The 16,881-nt window shown below is 48.4% G+C and carries 14 protein-coding genes; 8 read left to right on the top strand and 6 right to left on the bottom strand.

Annotation, left to right across the window (positions count from 1 at the left end):
* The first annotated feature begins 85 nt into the window (after nt 1-85).
* Together ABEW34_RS25215 and ABEW34_RS25210 are read left to right on the top strand one after the other, a co-directional pair.
* A complete protein-coding gene (locus ABEW34_RS25215) occupies nt 86-799 on the top strand; it encodes a response regulator transcription factor (protein WP_430162529.1) in 714 nt (237 codons plus the stop codon).
* 3 nt (nt 800-802) lie between these two features.
* Nucleotides 803-2,269 carry an ATP-binding protein gene (locus tag ABEW34_RS25210; protein WP_430162474.1) on the top strand — a complete coding sequence of 489 codons (1,467 nt, stop codon included), beginning with the start codon at nt 803-805 and terminating at the stop codon, nt 2,267-2,269.
* Between the two features lie 11 nt (nt 2,270-2,280).
* Here the strand turns inward: ABEW34_RS25210 and ABEW34_RS25205 are convergent, their stop codons facing one another.
* Together ABEW34_RS25205 and ABEW34_RS25200 are read right to left on the bottom strand one after the other, a co-directional pair.
* The gene (locus ABEW34_RS25205; RefSeq protein WP_430162472.1) at nt 2,281-2,817 is read right to left on the bottom strand and encodes a GNAT family N-acetyltransferase; all 537 of its coding nucleotides are present in this window, start codon (nt 2,815-2,817) and stop codon (nt 2,281-2,283) included.
* The gene (locus ABEW34_RS25200; RefSeq protein ID WP_430162470.1) at nt 2,768-2,974 is read right to left on the bottom strand and encodes a hypothetical protein; all 207 of its coding nucleotides are present in this window, start codon (nt 2,972-2,974) and stop codon (nt 2,768-2,770) included. The genes ABEW34_RS25205 and ABEW34_RS25200 overlap by 50 nt, the downstream gene beginning before the upstream one ends.
* A 118-nt stretch (nt 2,975-3,092) precedes the next feature.
* Between ABEW34_RS25200 and ABEW34_RS25195 the strand changes: the two genes are divergently transcribed.
* On the top strand, nt 3,093-3,851 hold the full coding sequence (locus tag ABEW34_RS25195) for an ABC transporter ATP-binding protein (RefSeq protein ID WP_430162468.1): 759 nt from the start codon (nt 3,093-3,095) through the stop codon (nt 3,849-3,851).
* Nucleotides 3,852-3,856: 5 nt separating this feature from the next.
* A complete protein-coding gene (locus tag ABEW34_RS25190) occupies nt 3,857-6,301 on the top strand; it encodes an ABC transporter permease (RefSeq protein WP_430162466.1) in 2,445 nt (814 codons plus the stop codon).
* A gap of 438 nt (nt 6,302-6,739) precedes the next feature.
* On the opposite strand, the gene ABEW34_RS25185 is transcribed toward ABEW34_RS25190, so the two are convergent.
* Nucleotides 6,740-7,165: a MerR family transcriptional regulator gene (locus ABEW34_RS25185; RefSeq protein ID WP_430162464.1), complete on the bottom strand. Its 426-nt coding sequence runs from the start codon at nt 7,163-7,165 to the stop codon at nt 6,740-6,742.
* Nucleotides 7,166-7,350: 185 nt separating this feature from the next.
* Here ABEW34_RS25185 and ABEW34_RS25180 point away from each other — a divergent pair, with 185 nt between their 5' ends.
* Complete coding sequence (locus ABEW34_RS25180) at nt 7,351-8,502, top strand: S-layer homology domain-containing protein (RefSeq protein WP_430162462.1); 1,152 nt, start codon at nt 7,351-7,353, stop codon at nt 8,500-8,502.
* 116 nt (nt 8,503-8,618) lie between these two features.
* Here ABEW34_RS25180 and ABEW34_RS25175 read toward each other — a convergent pair whose 3' ends face one another.
* Nucleotides 8,619-9,377, bottom strand: coding sequence for an SDR family oxidoreductase (locus tag ABEW34_RS25175; protein ID WP_430162460.1), 759 nt, complete (start codon nt 9,375-9,377; stop codon nt 8,619-8,621).
* 178 nt (nt 9,378-9,555) lie between these two features.
* Here ABEW34_RS25175 and ABEW34_RS25170 point away from each other — a divergent pair, with 178 nt between their 5' ends.
* Nucleotides 9,556-10,161 (top strand): TetR/AcrR family transcriptional regulator, encoded by a 606-nt coding sequence (locus tag ABEW34_RS25170; RefSeq protein WP_430162458.1) that lies wholly within the window; start codon nt 9,556-9,558, stop codon nt 10,159-10,161.
* 84 nt (nt 10,162-10,245) lie between these two features.
* On the opposite strand, the gene ABEW34_RS25165 is transcribed toward ABEW34_RS25170, so the two are convergent.
* On the bottom strand, nt 10,246-12,051 hold the full coding sequence (locus ABEW34_RS25165; protein WP_430162456.1) for an ABC transporter substrate-binding protein: 1,806 nt from the start codon (nt 12,049-12,051) through the stop codon (nt 10,246-10,248).
* A gap of 126 nt (nt 12,052-12,177) precedes the next feature.
* Here ABEW34_RS25165 and ABEW34_RS25160 point away from each other — a divergent pair, with 126 nt between their 5' ends.
* Both ABEW34_RS25160 and ABEW34_RS25155 read left to right on the top strand, forming a co-directional pair.
* Nucleotides 12,178-13,428, top strand: coding sequence for an MFS transporter (locus ABEW34_RS25160; protein ID WP_430162454.1), 1,251 nt, complete (start codon nt 12,178-12,180; stop codon nt 13,426-13,428).
* Between the two features lie 414 nt (nt 13,429-13,842).
* Nucleotides 13,843-15,861, top strand: coding sequence for a methyl-accepting chemotaxis protein (locus tag ABEW34_RS25155; RefSeq protein WP_430162452.1), 2,019 nt, complete (start codon nt 13,843-13,845; stop codon nt 15,859-15,861).
* Between the two features lie 147 nt (nt 15,862-16,008).
* Here the strand turns inward: ABEW34_RS25155 and ABEW34_RS25150 are convergent, their stop codons facing one another.
* Nucleotides 16,009-16,797 (bottom strand): hypothetical protein, encoded by a 789-nt coding sequence (locus tag ABEW34_RS25150; RefSeq protein ID WP_430162450.1) that lies wholly within the window; start codon nt 16,795-16,797, stop codon nt 16,009-16,011.
* Nucleotides 16,798-16,881: the final 84 nt, after the last annotated feature.

Here is a 16,881-nt window from a genome sequence, read left to right as displayed (position 1 = left end):
CAATTTTGCAAAAATCGTTTAAAATCAATAGAATACGAAATATTCTATCTTTCATTTCAAATCAAAATTCATGGAGACAAACATGATCAATCAAACTCGTAAAATACTCATCATTGAAGATGAACCTGCGATTTCGCGCATTCTGAAGGATTATTTGTCCAAGTATGGCTACGAGATTGCGATTGCTGAAAATGCCCACGATGGGCTGCTAATGATGGATTTGCTGCAGCCTGATTATATGATTTTGGACATGATGCTGCCCGACATGGATGGTATTGATTTGTGCAGGGAAATTCGCAGCCGCAGCAATGTTCCCATTCTAATTTTAAGCGCCCGCGGCAGCGATACCGATAAAGTGCTGGGACTTGGCTTCGGTGCCGATGATTATATGACGAAGCCATTTTCATTAAGCGAGCTGCTCGCCCGTATTAATGCCCATTTTCGCCGCTATGACAGCATGCTTCTACCGCCAGCACCAGAAAACAAGGACCTGCTCCAATTAGGCGCGATTACCATCGACAAGCGGGCTCATATGGTGACGGTGGATGGCCTGGAGGTCGCTCTTTCCGCCACGGAGTTTGAACTGCTTTATTACCTAGCCTGCCATAAGAATCAGGTGTTTTCCAAAATACAGCTGCTTGATGCCGTCTGGGGCTATACCTCCTATGGAGATGAAAGCACCGTCACCGTTTACATTCGCCGCCTCCGCGAGAAAATTGAAGTTAAGCCCTCCGCTCCCGTCTATCTGAAAACCGTATGGGGCGTGGGCTATAAATTCAGCCAGGACGATGGGAGATGAAGCATGCCTTTACGCAATCTACTTCATAGATGGTTGCTCGCTGTAATAAGCTGTTTAATCATAATGGCAGGCTGCGGTGCCTGCTTGTTGTGGCTGCACCTAAAGCCAGAACAGCAAGCTGGTGAAAAATATGTCATTAACCAAGTTCGCCTACAGGTGAATGACTTGGTGCTCTATCTTAATCAAAATGTCGACCAACTCGCACAAAATGCTGCCGCTCAGGAGAAGCTGCGGATGATGTCTGCTGCCAGAGGCATCAGCCTAATCTATGTCCAGCTGGACGGAACGGCCGTTTTCGATTCCGCCCTGCCGCCAATCGCTGCTCCCACTCATTCTTCCTTAAGGAAAATCAATTTACATACATCGCTGCATTATGATTTATATAATGCGAAGCTGGAGGTAGATCAGTTTAAGATCGCCTTCCCGATCATAAGTGAACGGAGCGAGGCGCAGGTCGGAAATGCAATTTTCACCCTTCCCGAAAACCGCATTTTTCCAAAAGCCTCACATACGCTGCCTATCAGCTTGCTAGCAGCGATGCTAGTCTTATTTATCCTTGCCGTCCTCCTGCTGCTTTGGATGAGCTATAAACTGAAGCACCATTATATTGCGCCTGTTCATGAGCTCAAGCAGCATGCCGAAACGCTTTTGAAAGGCTATTACACGGAGAAAATCCATTACCATCGGTCAGATGAGCTGGGCGAGCTGTTCGCCATGTTTGATCAAATGAGGCTGGAGATGCTCCATTTGGGTCAGCAGAGAATGAAGCAGGAGAAAGCGCAGAAGGAGCTCATCTCCAATCTTTCGCATGATATTAAAACGCCGCTGACAACGGTAAAAGCCTATATAGACGCCATACAGGACGGAGTCTGCTCCGACCCAGACACAATGATGGAATATATGGAGGTGATGCAGACAAATACCAACAAAATGGCGCGGCTCATCGATGATCTGCTCATACATGCTTTGCAGGAGCTGGGTGAAATTACCGTCCAGCCCGTCGAGCAATACAGCAGGCAGGCTTTGCTGCCCATGTTCAAACCGCTTGGCCATATGGTACGGACGAGCGGCGTTATTTTTGAACAGAGCCCGGATATTCCCGATGTGCTGATCTCTATTGATCAAGCGCGTATTGAGCAGGTGCTTGCCAATATAGTGGCGAATGCGCTGAAAGCAACCTCCCCAGGCGATACGATCCGTATAGAGACCGAGCTGAGTGCGAGCAAGGAGCAGCTTATGATTAAAATAGCGGATACCGGGCGGGGCATCCGTCCCCAAGATATGCCCTTTGTGTTCGACCGCTCGTTTCGGGGACGAATGGATACGAGCGGGGATGCGGCAGCGCCTGAAGGTACGGGACTAGGACTAGCAATTTGCAAAAATATTGTAGAAGCACATGGCGGCTCCATTGCGTTCAAAAGCAAAAACGGCAGTGGCACCGTTTTTCATTTCACCATTCCCCTATGCTAGTCGCATAATGGCTAACCGTTGTACCAATACATAGGACGCTCATCTATTTGCTCAAAACAAAGCTTATGGGCAATTCTTAAGGACTCCAAGTTATCGGAATGACAGCACCAATTTGGCGTCAGTCCTTTGTGAAGACACTCCTTAATAAAACGGACACCAACCGATGTAGCGAGGCCTTTTTGTTTATATTTTTCTACTGTAATAATGTCAATTTCAGCATAACCTCCCCCAACATAGGGTGAGGAACAAACACTGATAATCTTATCTTCTTTCGTCACAAAATGACCGACACCATGATCGATAAATTGTTGGGCTGAATCCCAAACTATTTTATAATACGGATAAAATTCCTCTCGATATTGACTTGCTGTTTCCAGGTTTAACCCTTCTTCGTTGAATTCAGGGTTGAGCATAAATGAATAATCGCGATAAGTTTGTAGAAATTTCCCTTTGTTGAATTGGTAATAAGCCCGTTTAATTTTGGTCGCCTTTATCAAATTATTTTCTTCCAGCAGTTGCTCCCAATAAACAATAGAATCCACCAACACTCGTTATGAACGCTGCTGCGGGATTTTTCTTATCGTTTACAAACACCTTTCCTTGTTGCAACTGCTGGATTGCCGATAAAGCATAGACAGCTTTGTTTCCCACCTCTTCAAGCATTGTATTGACCCTATTAAACTCTGCTGCTGTTAGCTCATACATAGCAATTGCCTCCTTCTGAAGTGCACTTCACTGTAATGATTTATTAATAACTTGATAAGCCTTTTTAAATATTGCGTATTTATAATGGGGTTACGACAGACTTTCGGGAGAGAGACGCATGACCAAGCAAGCGATTATTCGTGCTAGAAACCTATGTAAAACCTATTCGACAGGCGGCGAGCAATATCATGCCATCCGCAATGTGGATTTAGACATTTATGAGGGCGAATTTACTGTCATTATGGGCAATTCCGGCTCCGGCAAGTCGACGCTGCTGTATTTGCTGAGCGGGCTGGATCAGTTGACGGCGGGAGAGGTGTATTTTCGCGAGCAGCGCATTGATCAGTATAAGGAGCAGCAATTAGCTGACTTCAGGGCGAAGCGCATCGGCTATATTTATCAAAGCATGAATCTTGTGCCCGACCTTTCCCTGCTTGAAAATGTCGCTTTGCCCGGCTATATCGCTGGGGGTGGCAAAGCGAGCGTACAAGAGAAAGCCCAGTCGCTACTGAAAGCGATGGGACTTGTTGGGCAAAGCCAGCGCCTGCCCGCACAAACATCGGGAGGCCAGCAGCAGCGGGCCGCAATCGCAAGGGCGCTTATTAATTCGCCCGATTTGATTTTTGCCGATGAGCCGACAGGCAGCCTTAATTATGATCAGGGCATCGCTGTGCTCGACCAGCTAACCGATATGAATCGTCAAGGGCAGACGATCGTTATGGTCACCCATGATATGAAAGCGGCCTGCCGCGCCGATCGGCTTATTTTTATCCGGGATGGAAAAGTCGGTGGTACGCTTGATTTCGAGAAGTTTGGACTGGGTACGATGCAGGATCGTGAAGCGGTCATTTTCGCTTTTGTAACGGGGAAGGAGTAGACGCTATGTATGCCGTATGGACGCTATGCCGCTCTCGCCTTGCTATAAACAAAACCCAAAACATCTTCATCGCCCTGCTCCTCCTGCTCGCTACCCTGCTGATTGCAACCGCCGCGATCCTCATCACCAATACGGGAAATTTATTCGCAGACAAACACCAGAAAACACATGGCTCGCATCAGCTGTTAACGCTCGAAAAAGGCATTCATGATCCGCAACAGGTTTATGCCTGGTGGAAAGCTCAGACAGGCGTAGATGTTTCCAAGCTGCTTCGTTACCAGACGTTATCCGGCATGAAATACAAGGGACAGGATATTCCTAACATGTATTTGCTAATGATGGATACGCCGCAGCCGCCCTTTGGCGTCGATGAGCTGATTTTTGCTGAAGGAACGGCAACCCCTACTCCTGAGCACGGAACGATCTGGGTTCCTACCTCTCTTGCCTACACGAACGGTATGGCGGTTGGCGATACGCTTCAGGTTCAGGCAGGCTCTGGGCCGCTGAACTTGAAAATTTCAGCGTTCGTTGTGGACATTCCATATGGCGCACCCTTCTCCAACACCGCCCGGATTTGGATGAATCCGCAGGATTATGCTGATCAATGGACAACTGCAGCCGCAGCGGGTAAAGACGGCTATATGATTGGCCTTCGTTTTGCCGATTATAGCGAGCAGTTGGACGATTGGGGCCGTTTCGAGCAGCAATGGGGAACGCCCTATTTGGAATCTAAAATGGAGTTTGAGGAAATATCGTCCTTTTATTTAATTATGAACCAGGTGATCGGCTTTATTATGATTTTTCTCGGTATCATTATGATGCTGATTGCGCTGTTCACCGTTGGTTTTACGATATCCGATGCGATTCTAGCCCATTATAAAACGATAGGCGTCCTAAAAGCGTTAGGGCTGTCCTCGTCCAAAATGATCAGCACCTACGTGCTACAATACGGGTTTCTCGCTATCCTTTCGATTATCCCCGGGCTTGCGCTAAGCCGCTTCTTATCCGGGTTTATTATGAATCTGTCGCTGTCTTCGCTGAAAACAGGTACGGAGGCAATTCCCGTTAACGCCGCAGTAACCGTCCTTGCGGTGGGCCTGCTGCTGTTTGGACTAGTCGTGTTATGCGCCTTCTTTTACGCTAATAAAGCACGCAACGTGCAGCCTGTGCAGGCGATCCGTTTCGGCATGTCAGAGGCCGATAATAATAAACAAGCACGCAGAATGGGCACCACGCTGACAAGCAAGCTGGTGGACTTCCATCTGCCGCTGGCAGCCGCCATGGGGCTGAGGAATATTTTCAAAAATGGGAGAAGCTCCGCCTTCATGATCGTACTTACGGTAACGGCATCTTCCGTGCTTGTGCTGGGCTATATTTTGCTTGCCAGCATCATGAACATCCAGCAAACCGCTGCGAAATGGGGCTATGATAATGCCAACGTGGCCGCCCTGTTGTTCAACAAAACCGCCTTCTCCCAAGCCAAGTTTGAAGAGGCGCTGCAGGCCGATCCCAGAGTGAAAAACTTTGGCTGGCAGGCTAATTTGAGTAGTGTGATCAGCTCGGGGGTTGCGGGGACGGAAACGGTGTACAGCAACGATAATGGCAGTATTAGTGCGGCTTCATCCTCCATCAGCCTCAATCTGACGATTGTTCAAGGGGGGTACGAGCAGCTTGGTTTTGAAACGATTTCTGGCTACAATCCGCGGCAAAAAAATGAAATTGCCCTCGGTGTAAACGCCGCCCGCAATCTAGGCAAAAGTGTAGGGGATACGGTCGATGCGTATATCGCGGGACATAAACAGACGCTAACCGTCACCGGCATTTATCAAGCGATTGCCAATATGTCCAATTCAGCAAGAGTAACAGCCGATGCGGTAAGAGCTGCCAAGCCTGCTTTTTCCGATATGGATGTGTATTTTATTAATGCCAAAAACCCTGCACAGTCAGAAGCGCTTGCCCAGGATTTGAATACGCGTTATAAAGCCTCGGCTACGGTTGTGACGCAGCAGATGCTGCTCGACTCCGTGTTCAAAGAAGCAACCGCTATTCTCATCTACCCGATGAGCCTTATGGGTCTCTTGTTTATGGTGGTCACCTTTCTCATTACGTACAGCACCTGCCGCATTCATATGCGGAAAGAGGGCAAAACCTACGGGATTTACAAATCCCTCGGCCTGACCTCATTTCGCATCCGACTCTCCATCACCCTCGGTATTGGGATTTTATCGACGCTTGGTGCCTTGATCGGACTACTCGCAGGCGTTTATGCGCTGCCGCTGCTGCTTGAAACGATTTTGTCCGGCTACGGCATCGTCGCTATACCGCTGACCTTCAGCTGGGCTGGCGTGCTCGTCGTCTCGTGCCTGAGCATTTTCTCGGCGGCGCTTGGCTCATGGGCCTCGTCGAAAGCTATTAAACAGGCTACCCCACGTATTCTCGTGATGGAGTAGACGTGGGGGCATAGATAGGTTTAGATAGACATAAATAGGCACAGATAGATGCAGATAGACTTAGATATGCTCAGATGCATCAAAGCTGTAGGTTTGCTCGTTCGGATAAGTATGCGGAGACGATATGAAGTGGCTTAATAACCGGGCAAAGTCGGCAGCGGAAATTTGGCGGACACAGACGACGCTATTTTAACCAAATCAGGGTTTTTGGCGGTACTCGCGGACTCAGGAGACGCTAATGAGCGCCTCATACTCATTTTTATGCGATTATGGAGACAATAACGGATTTCCTGTCCGCTCACAGGCTGAAATCACATAAAATGCTAAAATAGCGGCTCCTCAGTCCTTCAAAATGCAAGGTGCGCTGCCCAAAATTAATTCCCCTTGCTCATCCTCTTCATTTTGATTTGGGTCAAGGGGTTGCCCTAGTTGTTGCAGCTACTGAGGGCAGCCCCCTTGCTCAAAAGAGGTGATTTTCAGCTTGTCATCAATAAAGTCCAGCACCTGCTGCAAATCCGCTATTTGCTGCCGAATTTGCTGCTTATGGTTCAGCATTAATTGCACCAGCTCGGGGTAATCCGACGGTATATTAATGAAGGACACACCTATAAACGGTCTTATCTCGTCAAGCGACATGCCTGTTTTCTTCAGGCAGACCAGCATCTTCATCGTTTCAATATCCTTCATCCGGTAAAAACGATGGGTGTTGTTTTTACGCTCCGCCTGCGGCAAAACGCCGATTTTCTCATAATAACGGATTGTATCCTCTGATAATCCTCCTAGCTTCGCGGCTTCCTTAATGGTGTAAATCTTTCCACTATCTTGTACCCGCTTCATTTCCATCGTTTTCTTTCCTTCCGCCATCCCGATTCCCCCTGTTTCAACATAGATATAGAAAGCGTAACAAGGTTTCGGGGAAATTGCCAGTTTATAAGATAGGGAACGATCCCTAAGGTAAAACCTTACAAAATGCCACTTTTCAACCGATAATACATATGTAATAAGATTCATTCACAACAACTTTAAAAATAAGAAGGGTTGAGGTATACATGTCTATCGTCCGTCGGACGTTCATTTGTCTTATGGTGGTTTCCAGCATGCTTGGGGGAAGCATCGCTGCTGCTGAAACCTATGGACCAAGCAATCAATGGTCAGATACATTAATGCAATGGGCCAGAGAAAATGGCATCATTGAGGGTTATTCGGATGGAAGCTTTCAACCGGATCGACTTGTAAGCGAGGCAGAGTTTTTAAAAATATTGTATGAGGCGTTCGATAATGGGTTGTTGAGGAATGCTGAAACGGATGGGACAATTAAAAGTCGGGTAAACACGCTATATCAATTTGCGAAAGAATGGAACCATCCCGTTGTCGGAGCAGCCAAGACAGAACTTCGTACAGCACCGATCACTCAAGCACAAGCAGCCGCGATTATTGCCTCAGCCAATGGCGTCCACTTTGAGGGACAGGATAATCTGATTTATCTAATTGGACATGGGATGGTACACGGTGATGCCGCCTCGCTGTCTACCTTTAAAGCCTATTCTCCTTTGACACGGGCTGAGGCTATTCAATGGATTAGGCAGTTGACGGTTGCAGGAATGATGGGTATCGAGGAGCGTCCAAAATCCCTCTCCAAACGCAGCATGCTGCCGAGTCTGGTGAATGCGCCAAAACCTTTGCCCCTATTCAGCACGCAGCCATTAACCAAAGGTGATTTTGATTTAATCGGAACCGAGCCTAATTCGACAGTGAAATTTGGGGATACGAAATCGTCTATCGATGCACGGTTTGGGGAGTCTCAGACCGTCTCATTTGGATTTAACCAGTATCCTTCCTTCTCAGTTATATACAATAAAGCGGATCTGTTAGGCGTTTGGTCTATATCTACTGATTCAGAATATACGGACACTAGTAAGATTTTCTCTACCAGCAAAGGTATAATAGTCGGAAAAAGCACATTAAGGGATGTCCTTCTACAATATGGAACAGCGGGCTATTTAAGACCAGGCAAAGCGTACCTCTTTTATGAGCAGGCGGAGGACGGCAGCTATTTTTCGCTTGATCCATTATTCAATGATACTCCTATTAAAAACAGAAACAAAACCTATGGCTTTGCCTTCTTCTTCGAGGAAGAAACATTGAAAGTCGATCTCATCATGTCTTTTTGGCTGCCTGCAATCAGTGGGGATGATTCTTAGCTTATGTTTTCACATCTTATATAATAAAATCCCCTCCAGTTCCCCCCTTCCCCACGATTTGTATGGGAAACGGGTCAACCAGAGGGGATTTCTGCTTCTGCTTGTAATTGTAAAGCTTAGTAAGCCAGCCAGCCCGCATCAGCGGTTACAACCGTGCCGTTGACGAAGCTTGCATCATCGGATGCTAGGAACAGAGCAACCTTTGCAATTTCCTCCGGCTCGCCCGTACGCGGGTTGAGGCCCATGCCTGCCATCGCACGCGAAGCTCCGAAAGCGTTAGGCTCCGTTAGCGACGCCGCAATGTTCGTTTTCACACCGCCAGGTGCAATCGCATTGCAGCGAATGCCGAGGTCGGCATATTGGAAACCAATATTTTTCGTGAGGCCCACGACAGCATGCTTGGAAGCTGTATAAGCTGCGCCCGCTCTAGAGCCTTGCAAGCCTCCAGCAGAAGCGATATTGACGATAACCCCACTCTTCTTCTCGGTGAAAAGAGGGAGCACTTTCCGGATCGTACGCATCGGTCCCGTTGTATTAATAGCGAATACCCGCTCCCATAGCTCATCCGTTAAGTCCCCTGCTGGAACAAAGTTGTCCATAATTCCCGCATTATTAACTAAAATATCCACTGTACCGTAATTCGCTACAGTCGTATCGATTAATTGCTGAACGTCCTCTTCCTTCGCTACATTGGCAGCGATTGCAATCGCTTGTCCGCCGCTTGCTTCAATAGCGGAAACAACCGTTTGAGCAGCATCTATGCGAAGATCGGAAACGACAACCTTAGCTCCCTCAGCTGCGAACAGCTCGGCAATCGCTTTACCCATACCTGAAGCTGCGCCAGTTACGACAGCTACTTTTCCTGTTAGTCTCACGGTTCATTCCTCCATTTGAATCAAGGATACAATAAACACATGCTCATTACAGAACATCTGTTACTTCGAGTATAATAAAACGTAGCGTTAAGAAACAATCAGCAAAAAAACCACATTTGCCCGGTAACAGACACAATGCGGTTTTTTGTATATAAACACGTCAAGAAGGTGGAGCATAATGTCTGAAAACAATCCAAAAATCGACCGCCGAACTTTGCGCAGCAGACGTGCCATGCGGGAAGCGCTGCTCACTCTAATGGCGAATAAGCCCTTCCAAGCGATCTCCATTACGGAGATTGTAGAATGCGCTGGCTACAACCGGGGAACCTTTTATGCCAATTATGATAGTAAAGAAGCACTGCTGGATGAGATTACGAATGAGCTGCTCGATAAGCTGCTGCAATCGTTTCGGGCACCCTACGAGCATGTCGAGGTGTTTAACGTTAGTGAGCTTCCTGCCCATGCAGTCACGATTTTCAGACATATTTACGAGCATTCGGGCGTCTACACGATTCTAATGAAAAATGATGTGCTGCCCAATATGAAGGAAAAAATGCTTCATGTCCTTAAGCAAATTTCGATGGCGGAGCTTTTGAACCCTACGGATGATATTGATCCGGAGCTGTTAGCCACCTATAGCATGAGTTCTGTGCTTGGCCTCGTATGGCACTGGATTGAAACCGGCTTTAAGCATCCGCCTGAATATATGCAGGAACAGCTCGTTAAGATCGTTAATATGAATCCCAATGATGCAAATATGGCGCGTCCAGGAAAGCGGCCCTAATAGCTGTCTTAACAAAACGCTGCCCCCATTCCAAATATTCGACCTAATTGCAGGAGCATTCGCACTGCATATCCCTTGCACCTGTCATGTCGTTCTCCGAAACCAGACATCCTTATAATTGATGTTGCCCCAGGCATTCAAGGCAATGCCCTGCAAAGACTGGTGATGCCCAACCAGCTGCCGGCTGTGATGCAGAAACAACAGGCTGAACTGCTGCTTGAGCCGCTCTTGAATGCACATTAAAATGTCCAATCGGGCATCCGGCTGCTGCTCCCGCAAACATAATGAAATATGCTCATCGACAAAGGCGCGGTCTTCAAGGCAAAGACCGCTAGCTACGAAGCTCGTATCCGACTTATACAGCTCAATTAGCGTCATATCCGGCTGCTCCCCCAGCACCTCTCCGCCTAAAATAATATCGGCTTCCTTCCGATGCTCAGCACACGCCACCAGCTCCTCAATTGGGAACACCCCCATTTCGATTCGAATACCCAGCTTCTCGCATGCCTTCCGGGTCCATTCCGCACTTTGCTCATTGCTGGGCATCTCATACGTGTACAGCTTGAGCGTTTCGCCTGCATAACCCGATTCGCTTACCAGCTGCACCGCATAGGAGAAATCATAGCTGGAGCCATAGTCAGCATCCATCCCCTCCTCCAAGAAGCCCGTTGACGCCTGCTCGCGAATGCCGCCCAGATCGGCAATCATTTGCTTGCGGTTCAAGCCGTAATGAATCGCTTGGCGCAGCTTAAGCGATTGCAGCGCTCCTTTTCTCGCAAGATTAAAGGCTAAATAGGTACTGCCCTGCTCCAGCTGCTCCACTTGCTCCAACTGCTCCTTCTTCCCATCCGCCTGCTGCTTTAGCTGCGCTTCAAAATAGGCCAGCTGCGACTGCTGCTCTGGAACAGTCCACCCTTCGCTTGACTCATAGTTTGGCCACACCCACATTTCAATGCGGTCCAAATGGGGACAGCCTTCGAAATACAGCTCATTCGCCTCCACAATGAGCATTGATTCATCATTTCGGAGCATGCGGAAGGGCCCTGTCCCAATCGGCATTTTGGCAAAATCGTCCGCTCCCCCCAGCTCGCCCGCATGCTCCGGCACAATGCTGAAGCGCTCCGTGCACAAGCTGTGCATAAACAAAGCATTCGGCTCCTTCAGCGTGATGGTGAGGCTGTACGTTCCGGTTATGTTGATCGCTTCAATCATCGAGGTCAGCCACTCCGAAGGAGAGCTTGCCATCAGCCGCTGAAAGGTAAAAGCAACATCACGCGCGGTCAGCCGCTTCCCATGGTGAAAACGCACGCCCTTGCGCAGAAAAAACGACCACTGCGTATGCTCCTCATTGCTTTCCCAATAGTGGGCCAGCTGCGGTTGAAACGTCCCCCGCGAAAATTTGACCAGCGTATTAAAAATCTGCTCAACCCAATGCGACTCCGTACGCCGGAACACATAGGCAGGGTCCAGCCTTAAGACAGGACGGTAGAACGGGAAGCGCAGCACATCCTTTTCCTCCGTATCCTGCTGCAAGCCAAACTGCCGGGTCAGCCATGCCATGAACTCGGCTTTAATCGCTTGATCCTCAAATGGCTCCATGAGCTTCCATGCCTCATTGATTTTCCCCTTTTCAACCAGCTCCTGCGCTTTGGCGAACGCCAGCTCTCTACAGGATTTCAGAAATGCCAGCTGCGATAAATTTCCCCGTCCGCGCCCTGGCGTCCATTCAACAAGTCCAAGCTCCGTCATTTTATGCAAAAGCATTTGCGTGTTGCGGCGTGTGCAGGCAAGCAGCGCGCTCAGCTCCTCCATCGATACAGCAAACCGCTGCCGCTTCGGCATGTCAATATAATGCTTCCTTAACTGGCCGTAATAGTCGTGGACGTCCATTTAGACTCCTTCTCCAATAGGCAAACGCTAAAAGGCGAAAAACAAAATCCTCACCTTTCGCTTTTCCTTCGTCTTTTTCGAAAGTATACTTTGATCCATAAATACGGTCAAGAGGAGCAGCCGCACATGTTCATAAAAACCAATCGTCTTCCCCTGTCACGGCAGCAGTCGCACACGACCATATGGGGCCATCGGAACTTTCTTATTCTTTTCTTGACTAGCGGCATCATAGCCTTCGGCAATAAAATCTATGAGCTGGCGCTGCCGCTCATTTTATATGATTTGACGCAGTCGGCTGTCGCCATGTCGACGATGAAAGGCATCGAGTTTCTGCCGAACTTATTGCTGGCCGTGTTCATTGGCGTATTAGTGGATCGGGTGCATAAAAAGAACTGGTCGCTTGCTTCGATTTTGCTGCAAATGCTCGTTCTACTCGGCTTGTATGCCGCACTTGCCTATGGCGACCCTTCGCTGTATGTCCTCTACGCAGGCGGATTCCTGCTAATGACCTTCGGCTATGCCTTCTCCAATGCGCGGGTAGCGATCGTCAAGCAAGCGATTCCTATAGAGCTGCTTACCTCGGCCAACGTATCGCTCAATTTCATTACGACGCTGATCGGCATCATTGGGCCCGTACTGACGGGGCTTATGCTCATGCTGCCGCGGCTTCATGATGGTTTGTTCGTGACGGCGGTGGCGTTCGGCTTTGCTTTCATTTTGCTATTATTTCTGCAATCGAATGAGCAGCCGCGGGCGCAGCGGGAATCAAGCTTTTGGAAGGAGCTGCTGGAGGGCTGGCGCGAGCTGCGCCGCAACCGCTTATTGTGGCTGATTACGTTAACGGTGATTTTCCTCAATTGCGCCTCCGGCATGGTCGATACAACGGTCATTTTTTATGCCAAGGACGCATTGCTGCTGAGCAATTTCGGGCTGGGACTCGTATGGTCAGCGGCTGGGGTTGGCGGCCTGCTCGGCAGCTTCATCATCAGCTGGCTGCGCCGCAGGCTTAAGGTTGGAACGTTAATTACGCTAACAACTTTAGGTCTAGCCCTTACTTATTTCATGATGTACCTTTCCCATTCTGCTGCCATGCTAGGCGTGTCGCTGTTTCTAAATGGCTGGTTCGAAACGATCAGCGTCGTCTGCATTTGGACGTTCCGCCAGGAAACGACGCCGCAGCATTTGATCGGAAGAATCAGCGGCATTACCGGCTCGCTGTTCAAGCTTGGCATGCCCTTCGCCGTCGCGGCGGCTGGCTGGATTTCCGTGTTCACCGCGCCATCCATCGTCTTTCTTGTGGCTATGCTCATCAACTTGATTTTGTTCGTTTGCTGCCGCTTTAGCCCGCTATGGGAAAAGCAGCGAAGCTTGCTTTAAATATGATACAAAAAGCAACGTTTGCCGAAGGCTGTTTCTGTTGTATGGTCAGTCCGTTTAAAGTATTTACTCCGGTCGCGAGGCGATTATCGAGAAGTATTGGATATAAAACGTAGCATTATAATAAAGGCAGCCCGCATTTAGGGGCTGCCTTGCTTTTGAACGCGAACTTTCCCATTGCTGCCGAAGGGGATGAACAATGCCTGGTAAATATTTAGTAAATCTTAACAATTAAAAAATCACCTGTTATATATTTATTAAATTCCTGTATCATTACTTTTTTCTTGTAAAGGCTTACATATTGAAATTGAAAATAAATCAAAAATACGAGCAATACGTGAGAAAAGCAGTAATAAAATAGCATGTATCAACCGATATTAATAGGACACACACTTTATACAAAGGAGAATAGTAATGTCATTAAAGAACTCGCGTTTTATTCGTAATTTGCTCATTCTTGGTTCGATTCGTCAGACAGCAGGTAGAATTGTATTGTCCACACTGCTTATTATCGTCGTTTGTGTCTCCGTGCTCTCCTACACCTTCTACGTTCCAACCTCCAGAGAAGTCCAATCCCAAGCCGAAAAACAAATGGAGCTTTACTCCAGCCTTCTGGCTAAAGAAATTGATGCCAATTTAGTTGAAAAGCAGGCGATTATGCAGGTCATTGCGGAGCAGGGCTCCAAGGTGGAAGCAGACCGGCAGCAGCAGCTTGATTTTCTCGTTCAAGCCCATAATCAGCATCCCGAATTTGAATCGATTTTTTTCTCGCTTGATTTAATTGGCGCCAACGCTGTTAACATTAAAAATACGGACGTCGATCTAGCCGATCGGCCTTACATCAAGCTTGCCAAGGAAGGCAAACCGTTCATTTCTGAGCCGGTTATTTCCAAAACGATGGGCACGATGGTTGTTGTTGTCGGTGCTCCACTAATCAAAGATGGCAAAGCTTATGGATTTTATGGAGCCTCCTATTCGATTAGCCAAGCGGTAGAAAGCGTCAGCAAAGCTCAATTCGGCGAGACCGGAAAAGCTTATATGACGTTAGCTGACGGGACATTCCTTTCGTACACGGATGAATCATTTGTGTTAAACAAAAAACTGTCCGATCTGGGCATCGCTGCACTTGATCAAGCGCTCGCCAATGCGACCCAAGGCCATACCGCCCCGATTCATTATAAGGAAAATGGCGTTAATAAAATTGGGTTTATGAGTGTGACTGGCCTGGGCTGGGTCATTACGATGTTCGCGGACGAAAGTGAAATTTTAAAGCCAGTCGATACTTTGCTAAGTTTGATCGTCTTGGTCGGTTCAGGCATTATCATCCTTGCCTTAATCATGACGGTTCTGATTGCTCTGCGGATTGTGTATCCGATTCGTCAGTTGACACATGGCATTGATGTTTTGGCGCAAGGCGATTTAACGTATCGCATTCCGGTGAAGGGCAAAACCGATATTAGCAGGGCGCTGCATTCCTTTAATGCCGCTGGCGATCAAATGCAGCTGTTGATGAAGGAGGTTAACGGCTTATCCGAGCAGCTGACGGATTCTGCGAAGCAGCTTGCTGAGGGAGCGGATCAAGGCGCACGTGCCGCGCAAAGCATATCCGAAGCGATTCTCGTCGTAGCCGAAAGCTCGGAGCGCCAAACATCCAGCTTGCAGGATGGAAGCCAAGCAGCCGACAGCATTGCTATACAAATTGATGGTATCGCTTCTTATAGTACAAATGCGGCCGACATCGCTTCCGAAGCCTCTACTCTCTCCGATGACGGAGCGGCTTCCATGGATCAGCTTAATGGGAAAATGGCCGAGATGGAGCAAGGCATTGGCGAGCTTGCCCAAACGATTCATGCGCTCAGCGGCTTGTCCGGCAAAATCGGCGATGTCGTCAGCAGCATCAGCCAAATCGCCCGCCAAACGAATATTTTGTCATTGAATGCAGCCATTGAGGCTTCACGCTCGGGAGAAGCGGGACGCGGCTTTGCCGTCGTAGCGGATGAAATTCGCAAGCTTGCCGGCCAGTCGATGGAATCAGCCGAGCAAATTGCTGGCTTTATCGGAAGCATCCGCCTCGAAATTGATCGGACGCTGCAAGCCTCCGAACAGACCGTCACCCAAGCGGCTGAAGGCAGACATACGGGTGAAGAAGCCCGTGAACTGTTCGCCCGCATTCGCTCTTCCATTCAGGAGGTAGCCGTGAGCATTCAAGGCGTATCAACAGCATCCGGCGAGATGGTGTCCGGTACAACTACGTTGGTGGAATCCATTCGCCTCATCTCCGACTCGGCCAGTGAAACGGCAGCCGAATCACAAAACGTGTCCGCTGCCGCAGAGGAGCAAATGGCTTCGATGGAGGAAGTAGCATCATCCTCCGCAGAGCTTGCGAATATGGCCGAGAAGCTGCGTATTCAAATTAATAAATTCAAGCTGTAGTCTTGAGTTGAACGAACCGTCCCGGTGCATCGTCAAAAACAGCAAAAGCCTCATGCTTTTGCTGCTGACGGTTCATCGGGATTTTTCAGCTTCCAATCCATTCAAAAAGCTTTCCAGCAGCGCTAATGCCATTTCGACGACGCAGCTCTATAAGCCTGCTGCTGCTTTGATTTGGGCCCGCTGCTCCATAATCAATTTTTTCAGGCTGTCTGTTCCGAATGCGCCAGTATGAAAGCCATTCCCTTCGGGATAATACACGAGCCGGAAAGAGCTGCCATCCAGCAAGTATACCCTTAGAAAAATACCGGATTCATGCTTCGTTTTTTCATAAACCTGTTTAAACCCCACATGCTGCAGAGGAAGCAGCTCCTGAATAAATTGTGCAGACGCTTCTGCACTAAAGTCGCCGATCGGACTGCCATCCTCGGCACTTTCCAGGCCTACTTTATCAACTTTGCCTTCGATATCGAGCAATTGTCCCAGCGTTGCCGCCTTTGGATTATCCATCACCTCATAAACCTTGTTGAATGCTACGACACGGAACTCCGACTTGTAGCCCTTTATCGCATAAATCTCTGTGCCGATAGGCAAAAAGGCGGCATTGCCATCCTTCTCCACATAATCCGTGCAAGCATGATCGTTCAGCATATAAGTTACCTCGCCTACTTTTTCGCCAAGCTGATCGTCAGATACCTTCTCGCTTCCCTCGTAGTTGTATTGATATTTGATGCCATTAATCATCAGAAAATCGACCCACTCGACAATCGCATTACAAGTTTCAGACGGTTCCTCGGCTTCTGGCAAAGCAGCCTTCACCGGAGCTTGCGAAGGAGATACTTCCGGCCTTTCCATAACTCCCCCTTTTTCTCCAGCGCCGCAGCCGGCAGCTCCCAGCATAAGGAGCAGCAAGATTAGTAACTGCTTGAGTACATTCATTTTTATCACCTCATTTTCATAGACGCCTTTACTCTATCCGATGTTCCAGAAGATTCAAAATCAGCATCCGCGCCATGAAAAATA

The sequence above is a fragment of the Paenibacillus algorifonticola genome, assembly GCF_050481745.1.
Classification (GTDB): domain Bacteria; phylum Bacillota; class Bacilli; order Paenibacillales; family Paenibacillaceae; genus Pristimantibacillus; species Pristimantibacillus algorifonticola_A.
This window is presented reverse-complemented; position numbering and strand designations above follow the sequence as displayed.